The organism is Pseudomonas sp. P4_D7, assembly GCF_056401755.1.
Genome location: NZ_JBFUIR010000009.1, coordinates 99,106 through 109,920, shown reverse-complemented (window position 1 = coordinate 109,920; position 10,815 = coordinate 99,106). Strand labels below are relative to the sequence as shown.

At 60.6% G+C, this 10,815-nt stretch carries 8 protein-coding genes; all 8 read left to right on the top strand.

The genetic code is table 11. From position 1 onward, the window contains the following. The first annotated feature begins 13 nt into the window (after positions 1–13). The 8 genes from AC1DVF_RS09125 to AC1DVF_RS09090 all read left to right on the top strand — a co-directional run bounded on the left by AC1DVF_RS09125 (position 14) and on the right by AC1DVF_RS09090 (position 10,814). Positions 14–1,366 carry a TolC family outer membrane protein gene (locus AC1DVF_RS09125; protein ID WP_093440182.1) on the top strand — a complete coding sequence of 451 codons (1,353 nt, stop codon included), beginning with the start codon at positions 14–16 and terminating at the stop codon, positions 1,364–1,366. Between the two features lie 34 nt (positions 1,367–1,400). Next, complete coding sequence (locus tag AC1DVF_RS09120) at positions 1,401–3,557, top strand: type I secretion system permease/ATPase (protein WP_099757656.1); 2,157 nt, start codon at positions 1,401–1,403, stop codon at positions 3,555–3,557. After that, positions 3,547–4,914: an HlyD family type I secretion periplasmic adaptor subunit gene (locus tag AC1DVF_RS09115; protein ID WP_007918311.1), complete on the top strand. Its 1,368-nt coding sequence runs from the start codon at positions 3,547–3,549 to the stop codon at positions 4,912–4,914. Before AC1DVF_RS09120 ends, AC1DVF_RS09115 begins: the two co-directional genes overlap by 11 nt. A gap of 377 nt (positions 4,915–5,291) precedes the next feature. After that, positions 5,292–6,188 carry a TauD/TfdA dioxygenase family protein gene (locus AC1DVF_RS09110; protein ID WP_460130487.1) on the top strand — a complete coding sequence of 299 codons (897 nt, stop codon included), beginning with the start codon at positions 5,292–5,294 and terminating at the stop codon, positions 6,186–6,188. A gap of 22 nt (positions 6,189–6,210) precedes the next feature. Further along, complete coding sequence (locus tag AC1DVF_RS09105; RefSeq protein WP_414927288.1) at positions 6,211–7,071, top strand: ABC transporter ATP-binding protein; 861 nt, start codon at positions 6,211–6,213, stop codon at positions 7,069–7,071. Positions 7,072–7,091: 20 nt separating this feature from the next. Beyond that, the gene (locus tag AC1DVF_RS09100; protein WP_099757659.1) at positions 7,092–7,958 is read left to right on the top strand and encodes an ABC transporter permease; all 867 of its coding nucleotides are present in this window, start codon (positions 7,092–7,094) and stop codon (positions 7,956–7,958) included. A 174-nt stretch (positions 7,959–8,132) separates the two neighbouring features. Further along, the gene (locus AC1DVF_RS09095; protein WP_257356710.1) at positions 8,133–9,050 is read left to right on the top strand and encodes a LysR family transcriptional regulator; all 918 of its coding nucleotides are present in this window, start codon (positions 8,133–8,135) and stop codon (positions 9,048–9,050) included. Between the two features lie 225 nt (positions 9,051–9,275). Then, the gene (locus tag AC1DVF_RS09090) at positions 9,276–10,814 is read left to right on the top strand and encodes an MFS transporter (protein WP_460089421.1); all 1,539 of its coding nucleotides are present in this window, start codon (positions 9,276–9,278) and stop codon (positions 10,812–10,814) included. Position 10,815: the final 1 nt, after the last annotated feature.

Genomic DNA, 10,815 nt, shown 5'->3' with positions numbered 1-10,815 from the left:
GGAAATTCCTATCATGCGTTCGCCCCTGCTTTTCGCCGTACCCTTCGCCCTCGCCGCCTCTTTTGTACAAGCACAATCCTTACCAGAAGCCATGCAGCAGGCACTGGATGTCCATCCGGAAATCCAGGCAGGGGTCAACAGTCGTTTGGCTGCGGATTATCAATTAAGAGCGGCGAAAGGGGGATACCTGCCGAAGGTCGATCTGCTCGGCGGTTATGGCCGTGAAGGCACCGACAGCGTCACCACCCGCGCCAATGGCGGCGGCAACCACTGGGAAACCCTGAACCGCAGCGAGTCAAGTTTACGTCTCTCGCAAATGGTCTTTGACGGTTTTGCGACGTCCAGCGAAGTCGGGCGTCAACAAGCCACCGTCAACTCCCGCGCCTACTCGTTGCTCGGCACTTCCGAGCGCACCGCGCTGACCGTCGCCCAGGTCTACCTGGATGTGCTGACCCGCCGCGAATTCGTGCGCTTGGCCGAGGACAACCTCAAGAGCCATCAGCGCATCTACGACCAGATCCAGTTGCGCACCCAGCGCGGCGTCGGCAGCGGTGCCGACCTCGATCAAGCCGAAGCGCGGATGGCCCAGGCTCGCAACAACCTGATCACCGAGCAAACCAATCTGGCCGACTCGGAAACCAACTTCCTCAGCGCCGTCGGCCAGATGCCTGATCAACTGGAGCGGCCGGCACCGTTCATGGCGATGATGCCGGCCAACCTCAATGAAGCGCGCCAGCAGATGCTGGAAAATAGCCCGATCCTGCGTTCGGCCGAGTCCGATATCGCCGCTGCCGAGAAACAGTACGAAACCGCCAAGTCGACCTTCTACCCGCGTTTCGACGCCGAACTGGGCCGTACCGCCGACAACGATCTCGATGGTCAGAACGGTCACAACAACGAATGGCAAGCGATGCTGCGCATGCGCTTCAACCTGTATTCCGGTGGCAGCAACAAGGCTGATCTGGAATCCAAGTCGTACCTGTCGAACCAAGCGCTGGACATTCGCAACAACGCCCTGCGCCAGTTGAACGAAGAACTCGGTCTGGCCTGGAACGCCTTGAACAACGCCAACGCGCAGGTGCCGATCGCCCAGCAATATGTCGACCACAGCACCTCGGTGCGCACCGCCTACCAGCGTCAGTTCAGCCTCGGCGAACGGACCCTGCTCGATTTGCTCGACAGCGAAAACGAGTTGTTCACCGCTTCGCGGCGTCTGGCGGAAATCAAAAACATTCAGTTATTTACTCAGTACCGAATCAAGGCGACCATGGGCGAGTTGCTCAGAAGCCAGGGAGTGGTCGCACCGTTGGCATCCGTTGTGCAGAACGACGTGAAGCCCAAGGTCCAGCTGCCTGGGATGAATTGAGTTATCCCTTTTCAACTGTCAAAGAGTGTCGAGCGTGGAATCAGAAGTCAGTCGAGTTCAACTCAGTCATGATCCACGCGCGTTGCACGACGATCCTTTACTGGACGGTCTGCTCGCCCTTTGCATGCTGCACCAGAAGCCCGCCAGCGCGGCGATGCTGACCACCGGCCTGCCGCTGCCCAAACAACGCCTGAGTGTCGAGTTGCTGCCCCGCGCGGCGGCTCGCGCCGGCCTGCAAGGTCGGGTGCTGCAGCGCAAACTGGAAGAAATTCCGGCGATCGCCATGCCGGCCTTGTTGCTGCTCAAGGATGGCCGCAGCGCCGTCCTGCTCGGTTGGCAAGGTGACAATGAAGCACGAGTCCTGCTCAGCGAAACCGACGGCGGCGAGTCCATCGTCAGTCGCGAACTGCTCGCCGACGATTACACCGGTAAAGTCTTCTTCGCTCAGCCGCAACACAAATTCGACGTCAACCACGGCACGCTGATTCCACGTGCCCGCTCGTGGTTCCGCGACACCCTCAAGCGCTCGCGCTGGCTGTACGCCGATGCCATCGCCGCGAGCTTCCTGATCAACATCATCGCCATGGCCGCGCCGCTGTTCGTGATGAACGTCTACGACCGCGTGGTGCCGAACCAGGCCGAAGCGACCCTGTGGGTGCTGGCGCTGGGTATCACCGGCGCCTATATCTTCGACCTGGTCCTCAAAAGCCTGCGCAGCCTGTGCCTGGACCTGGCCGGGAAGAAAACCGACCTGATCATCTCCGCGACGCTGTTCGAGCGCATTGTTGGCATGGCGATGAAATACCGTCCGGCGCGGGTCGGCAGTTTTGCGCAGAACATCCATGAGTTTCAGAGCCTGCGCGACTTCCTCGCCTCGCTGACCCTGACCAGCCTGATCGACCTGCCGTTCACCATCCTCATCTTTATTGTCATCGCCATTCTCGGCGGGCACCTGGTGTGGATTCCGGTGTTGGCCTTCCCGATTGCCTTGCTGATCGGCTACGCGTTGCAGAAACCGCTGGTGGCGACCATGGAGCGCACCATGGCCCTCGGTGCCGAGCGCCAGTCGAGCCTGATCGAAACCCTCGCCGGCCTCGACGCGGTGAAGGTCAACAACGCCGAGAGCGAACGCCAATACCAGTGGGAACAGACCATCGGCACCCTCAGCCGCCTCGAGCTGCGAGTGAAAATGCTCTCCGGTCTGGCGATGAACATCACCCTGCTGATCCAGCAACTGGCCGGGGTGATCATGATCGTCTTCGGCGTCTACCAGATCATCGCCGGCAACCTGAGCATGGGCGGTCTGATTGCCTGCTACATGCTTAGCGGTCGCGCCCTCAGCCCGTTGGCCTCGCTGTCCGGTCTGTTGACGCGTTACCAGCAGGCGCGAGTGACCATGACCTCGGTCGACCAGATGATGGAGCTGCCGCAAGAGCGCAATTTCGAAGAGCGCCCGCTGAGCCGCAAGGTGCTGCAAGGCGCGATCGAGTGCCGCCAGCTCAGCTTCACCTACCCGGAACAACAGAACCCGGCGCTGAAAAACATCAACCTGGTAATTCGCCCCGGCGAGAAAATTGGCATCATCGGCCGCAGCGGCTCGGGCAAAAGCTCCTTGGCGAAACTGCTGGTCGGCCTCTATCAACCGGATGACGGCGCCTTGTTGGTCGACGGTGTGGATATCCGCCAGATCGATGTTAGCGAACTGCGCTACAACATCGGTTACGTGCCGCAAGACATCCAACTGCTGGCCGGCACCCTGCGTGACAACCTCGTCTCCGGCGCGCGTTATGTCGAAGACGAGCTGGTCCTGCAGGCTGCCGAACTGGCTGGCGTACACGAATTCGCCCGTCTGCACCCGCAAGGTTACGAGCTGCAAGTCGGCGAGCGCGGGCAGAACCTCTCCGGCGGTCAACGGCAGAACGTTGCGTTGGCCCGGGCCTTGTTGCTCAATCCGCCGATCCTGCTGATGGATGAGCCGACCAGCGCCATGGACAACACCGGTGAAGAACGCCTCAAGCAACGCCTCGCGGCAGTGATAGAAAACAAGACCGTGGTGCTGGTGACGCACCGGGCGTCGCTGCTGTCGCTGGTGGATCGCCTGCTGGTGGTCGACCGTGGGCAGATTCTCGCCGATGGCCCGAAAGCCGCCGTGATGGAAGCGTTGAAGAAGGGGCAGATCAGTGTTGCTTAAGTCGGGTTTCAAGGATTCGATCCGTCGCTACTTCAAAGGCTCGGCATCACTGCAGGGCCAGCCCCTCCCAGAGGTCAACAAAGCGCTGATCGAAGACGCCCCGCGCGTCGTGCGTCTGACCATCTGGGCGATCATCGGCTTCTTTATCTTCCTGCTGCTGTGGGCCAACTTCGCCGTGATCGACGAAGTGACCAAGGGCGACGGCAAGGCGATTCCGTCGTCGAAGATCCAGAAAATCCAGAACCTCGAAGGCGGGATCATCTCCGAGCTGTTCGTCAAGGAAGGCCAGATCGTCGAAGCCGGTGCACCACTGATTCGCCTCGACGACACACGATTTGCTTCCAACGTCGGCGAAACCGAAGCCGATCGCCTGTCGATGTTGCTGCGCGTAGAGCGTCTTAGCGCTGAAGTTGATGATCGTCCGCTGAATTTCCCCGAGGACGTGCTCAAGGCTGTGCCGGGACAGGCGAAAAGCGAAGAGTCGCTGTACATCAGCCGTCGTCAGCAACTGCACGACGAGATCGGTGGTTTGCAGGAGCAGTTGATCCAGCGTCAGCAAGAGCTGCGCGAATTCGCCTCCAAGCAAGCGCAGTATCGTCAGCAACTCGGCTTGCAGCGTCAGGAAATCAACATGTCCGAGCCGCTGGTGGCGCAGGGCGCGGTGTCCCCGGTGGAAGTGCTACGTCTGAAGCGTGCCGAGGTGGAAACCCGTGGTCAGCTGGATGCAACGACGCTGGCCATCCCGCGTGCCGAATCGGCGATCAAGGAAGTGCAGCGCAAGATCGACGAGACGCGCGGCAAATTCCGCAGCGAAGCGCTGACCCAACTCAATGAGGCGCGCACCGACCTGAACAAGGCCAGCGCGACCGGCAAGGCCCTGGAAGACCGCGTCAGCCGTACGCTGGTGACATCGCCAGTGCGCGGCATCGTCAACAAATTGCTGGTCAACACCATCGGCGGCGTGATCCAACCGGGCAGCGACATGGTCGAAATCGTCCCGCTGGACGATACCTTGCTGGTCGAAGCCAAGATTCGTCCGCAAGACATCGCGTTCTTGCACCCGGGGCAGGAAGCGATCGTGAAATTCACCGCGTACGACTACACCATTTACGGCGGGCTGAAAGCCAAGCTTGAGCAGATCGGCGCTGACACCATCACCGACGAAGACAAGAAAACCACTTACTACATCATCAAGGTGCGCACCGAGCGCAGCCACTTGGGTACCGATGAAAAGCCGTTGCTGATCATTCCGGGGATGGTGGCGTCGGTGGACATCATTACCGGCAAGAAGTCGGTGTTGAGTTATCTGCTCAAGCCGATCATTCGTGCGCGGGCAGAGGCGTTGCACGAGCGTTAGATCTTCAGCGCGGCTGCCGGCCTCTTCGTCGGTTCGCCGCCCGGAGCAGGCTCGCTCCCACATTTGGATTTCTTTTGAACACAGAATTTGTGTCCACTGAAGATCAACTGTGGGAGCGAGCTTGCTCGCGAAGGCGTCAGTCGGATCGCTGCATCTGTCAGGAAGTGACAAAAACCGTCACTCACCATCCAGTCCATTCCGCCATATCGTTATTCATTAACGGTATTTAATTTCCAATTCTTATAGCTATAAAGTCATCCCCCTGCGTACCTGCCGACCAATCGGCGCGCCGCACGACCTGAACCAACACGCAATCCAGCGTGAGTGTCTGATCGACGAGCGCGCCCGTGAGCGTGCCGTGCGTGGGAGATGGAAAGATGTCCGCAGCTACTGCTTCCCCAAGCGCCGCGACCGCCGCGCCGCAAGCCTTCGAAATCCGCCCTTTCAGCGGTGCCGTCGGCGCAGAGATCATTGGCCTCGACCTCACCCGGCCGATCAATGATCAGGACTTTGCGCGCATTCATCGCGCGCACCTGGATCACCACGTCGTGGTATTTCGCGACCAGCAAATCACCCCACAGCAACAGATCGACTTCAGCCGCCGCTTCGGCGTGTTGCAGATCCACGTGCTCAAGCAGTTCCTGCTGGCCAACCACCCGGAAATCCTCATCGTTTCCAACATCATCGAAAACGGCCAGAACATCGGCCTCGGTGATGCTGGCAAGTTCTGGCACTCCGACCTTTCCTATAAAGAGCTGCCAAGTCTCGGCTCGATGCTGCATGCGCAAGAGCTGCCTTCCGAGGGCGGCGATACGTTGTTCGCCGACATGCACAAAGCCTGGGACAGCTTGCCCGAGGCCTTGCGCAAAGCTGTTGAAGGTCGTTCGGCCGCGCATTCCTACACCGCCCGCTATAGCGAAACCAAATTCGAAGGCAACTGGCGCCCGACCCTGACCCCGGAGCAACTGGTTCAGGTCGCGGAAGTGGTGCACCCGGTGGTGCGCACGCATCCGGAGAACGGTCGCAAGGCGCTGTTCGTCAGCGAAGGGTTCACCACGCGCATCGTCGGCCTGCCCGAAGACGAGAGCCAGCAGCTGCTGACCGAGCTCTACGCCCACAGCGTGCTGCCGCAAAACATCTACCGCCATCAGTGGCAGCCCCACGATCTGGTGTTCTGGGACAACCGTTCGCTGATCCATCTCGCCGCCGGCTGCCCCGCGCACCTGCGCCGCAAGCTGTATCGCACGACCATTCAGGGCGACGCGCCTTTCTGATTCGCCGGAGATTGATCAAACCATGAACGCTCCCTTGCCAGGCCACGCGGCCAGCAACCTGATCGCCCGCAGCGACGCGTTGCTGGCGGTCGATCACGTCAGTCTCGAATACCGCACGCCGCAACGCGTAGTGCGCGCCACCCATCAGGTCAGTTTTGAAATCGACCCGGCCGATCGTTACGTGCTGCTCGGTCCGTCCGGTTGCGGCAAATCGACGTTGCTCAAAGCGGTCGCCGGGTTTATTCAACCGTGCGAAGGCGAGATCCGTCTGCAAGGCCAGCGCATCGACGCGCCGGGGCCGGACCGGATCGTGGTGTTTCAGGAGTTCGACCAACTGCCACCGTGGAAAACTGTCAAACAGAACGTGATGTTTCCGCTGCTCGCATCGCGCACGCTGAAGAAAAAAGAAGCCGAAGAACGTGCGCTGCACTATCTGGAAAAGGTCGGTCTGGCGGCGTTTGCCGATGCCTATCCGCACACGTTGTCCGGCGGCATGAAGGCGCGCGTGGCGATTGCCCGGGCGCTGGCGATGCAGCCGAAAATCCTGCTGATGGACGAACCATTCGCCGCACTCGATGCGCTGACTAGACGCAAGATGCAGGAAGAATTGCTGCTGCTCTGGGAAGAGGTGCGCTTCACCCTGCTGTTCGTCACCCACTCGATTGAAGAAGCATTGGTGGTCGGCAATCGCATCCTGCTGCTGTCGCCGCATCCGGGTCGAGTGCGCGCCGAAGTGCACAGCCATCAATACGATCTGCACAGCCTCGGCGGCGTGGCGTTTCAGGAGTCGGCGCGGCGCATTCATCGGCTGCTGTTCGACGAAGGTCAGCCGCCGGAAACCGAGCGTGACCACGACTTCAACGACATTCGCATCGCTTATTGAGCGGCCAGGAGGACTACCCGATGAGCCATTCATCATCTGTGCGTGAAGAGTTCGAAATTGTGCTGGAACCGTTGACGCAGGTGCCGGTTGAGCGAGAGCTGTCGCTCGGCACGCGACTGTGGCAACAGGGCTGGCTGCGTAAAAGCCTGATCCTGATTGTGCTGGCGGTGCTGTGGGAAGTGGTCGCGCGGATTCAGAACAACGACCTGATGCTGCCGAGTTTCCTGCAGACCAGCCATGCGTTGTTCGACGGGCTGCTCAGTGGTGAGTTATTGGCCAAAGTGTGGATATCGCTGGTGGTGCTGATCAAGGGTTATCTGATCGGCATCGTTTTGGCATTCGCTCTGACCACGTTGGCCGTATCGACGCAGTTGGGCCGCGATCTGCTGAGCACGATGACCTCGATGTTCAATCCACTGCCAGCGATTGCCCTGTTGCCGTTGGCGCTGCTGTGGTTTGGCCTGGGGCAGAACAGCCTGATTTTCGTCCTGGTGCATTCGGTGTTGTGGGCGCTGGCGCTGAATACCTATGCCGGGTTTCTCGGTGTCTCGGAAACCTTGCGCATGGCTGGGCGCAATTATGGTTTGAAGGGCTTGCGGCTGGTGCTGTTCATTTTGATTCCGGCAGCGCTGCCGTCGATTCTGGCCGGGTTGAAGATTGGCTGGGCGTTTGCCTGGCGCACGTTGATCGCGGCGGAATTGGTGTTTGGCGCGACCAGTGGCAAGGGCGGTCTGGGTTGGTACATTTTTCAGAATCGTAATGAGCTGTACACCGACAAGGTGTTTGCCGGGCTGGCGGTGGTGATCCTGATCGGGTTGCTGGTGGAGAATCTGGTGTTCGATACGCTGGAGCGGGTGACCGTTAAGCGGTGGGGGATGCAGCGGTAACTCTGTGGCGTTGCGTCTGGCCCCTTCGCGAGCAAGCTCGCTCCCACAGGAGAATGCATTCCAAATGTGGGAGCGAGCTTGCTCGCGAAGGCGGCAGTAAGATCAACGCCTACTCTGAAAGATGTTTGCTAGCATTGCGCCCAGATCAATCCCGATCGGCCAAGAGTGCTCAGCATGCAACTTCCGGACATGAACCTTCTGGTAGCCCTCGACGCCTTGCTCGACGAGGGCAGTGTGGTCGGCGCCGCGCGGCGGATGAACCTCAGTCCGGCCGCCATGAGCCGAACCCTGACGCGAATCCGCGAAGCCATCGGCGACCCGATTCTGGTGCGAGCCGGTCGGGGTCTGGTGCCAACGCCCAAAGCCCTGGAATTACGCGAACAGGTGCGCGATGTGGTCGAGCAGGCGGCGCTGTTGTTCCGTTCCGCCGACACCGTGGAACTGGGCACGTTACGCCGTCGTTTCAGCATCCGCGCGAATGACTTTTTCATCGGTGTTTACGGCGGCAAGCTGTTCGACACCCTAGATCAACTGGCGCCGCACTGCGAATTGCGTTTCGTCCCGGAAGGCGATGGCGACGATGAGGCACTGCGCGAGGGCCGCATCGATCTGAGCGTCAGCAACACCCGCCCCGTCACCCCTGAAGTCAAAGTGCAGAACCTGTTTTCCACGCACTTCGTGGGACTGGTGCGCGAAGATCATCCACTGCTCGACGGTGAAATCACCGCCGAGCGCTACGCCGGGTTTTCCCATATCAGCATGTCGCGCCGTGGCATCGCGCGCGGCCCGATCGATACGGCGCTGAATGCGCTAGGCCTGGAGCGGCGCGTGGCGGTGATCGCGCCGAGTTTCCATGCGGCGATGTTTGCCTTGCCGGATTCCGATCTGATCTTGCCGGTGCCCAAAGAAGCGCTGCTCAGCGTGCGCCGGCTGGGTTTGAAACTGCGCTCATTCGACCTGCCTATCCCGTTGCCGACGCTGATGCTGACCCAGGCCTGGCACCCGCGTTTCGACAAGGATCCGGCACATCGCTGGCTGCGTGAAACCCTCAAGACTTGCTGCGACGAAACGTGGCTGGCGGCCCAGCCCTGACCTTCGAATCAACACAAAACCCTGTGGGAGCGAGCTTGCTCGCGAAAGCGGTGGGTCATTCCCCCATGATGTTGGCTGACCTGACGCATTCGCGAGCAAGCTCGCTCCCACAGGAGGGGTTAATTGTTGCGTCTGGCGCACTTATAACCTGCCAATAAGTCAATTTTGGTCATTGCCAAGCCCGACTAAGATGCTCCGGTATTTTTCCCTCCGGAGTGTGTACTCATGACATCCCTGACGGCCGCGATGCCCATCGCTGCGGCCAGCCCGGCGAAGGCGGCGACGCCACCGGTGTTCGGGGCGCGGATCATCATTGGCCTGGTCGGCGTGCTGCTGGCGGTGCTGGTGTCGGGTCTCAACGAGATGGTCACCAAGGTGGCCCTGGCCGACATCCGTGGCGCGCTGAGCATCGGTTACGACGAAGGCACCTGGCTGGTCGCCAGTTACACCGCCACTTCGGTCGCGGCCATGGCCTTCGCGCCGTGGTGTTCGGTGACCTTCTCGTTGCGCCGCTTCACCCTTTGCGCGATCGGTCTGTTCACGTTGCTCGGCGTGTTGTGTCCATTCGCGCCGAACTACGAAAGTCTGCTGCTGATGCGCATCCTGCAAGGGCTGGCAGGCGGTGCGCTGCCACCGATGCTGATGACCGTCGCCCTGCGCTTTTTGCCGGCGAACATCAAGCTTTACGGTCTGGCCGGATACGCACTGACGGCGACATTCGGCCCCGGCCTCGGCACGCCGCTGGCCGGTTTGTGGACGGAATACGTCGGCTGGCAGTGGACGTTCTGGCAAATCATCGTGCCTTGTCTGATCGCCATGGCGATGGTCGCGTGGGGTATTCCGCAGGACCCGCTACGCCTGGAGCGCCTCAAATCGTTCAACTGGAAAGGCCTGCTGCTGGGCTTTCCGGCGATCTGCATGTTGGTGATCGGTTTGCTGCAGGGCAATCGGCTGGACTGGTTCGAGTCGAGCCTGATCTGTGGATTGCTCGGCGCCGGCTCGCTGCTGCTGGTGGCGTTCCTGATCAACGAGTGGTCGCAGCCGATCCCGTTTTTCAAATTGCAGATGCTCGGTATTCGTAACCTGTCGTTCGCCTTGATGACCTTGGCCGGTGTGCTGATAGTTCTGCAGGCGGTGGTGTTGATTCCGTCGAGTTATCTGGCGCAGGTGCAGGGTTATCGCCCGGCGCAGACCGCACCGATCATGCTGATCGCCGCATTGCCGCAACTGATTGCGCTGCCGTTGGTGGCAGCGTTGTGCAACCTGCGCTGGGTCGATTGCCGCTGGGTGCTTGGCATGGGTTTGAGCATGTTGACGCTGTCCTGCCTGGGCGGATCGCTGCTGACTTCAGAATGGATTCGCGACAACTTCTACGTTCTGCAATGGCTGCAGATCTTCGGCCAGCCGATGTCGGTGCTGCCGCTGTTGATGCTCTCGACCGGCAGCATCCAGCCAACGGACGGTCCGTTTGCCTCGGCGTGGTTCAACACCGTGAAAGGTCTGGCGGCGGTGGTCGCCACCGGGGTGCTTGAGGCGCTGACTACGGCGCGTCTGCATTTCCACTCGACCATGTTGGTCGACAGCCTCGGCAATTCGCCGCTTGCCGATCGCAGCGATCCGGGCCTTGCCCATCGCCTGCACGAACAAGCCGTGGTGCTGACTTCTTCCGATCTCTATGTGTGCATGGCCGGCGTCGCGGTGGCGTTGATCCTGCTGATTTTCTGGCTGCCGACGCGGATCTTTCCGCCCCGCGCGTCGACCTGAT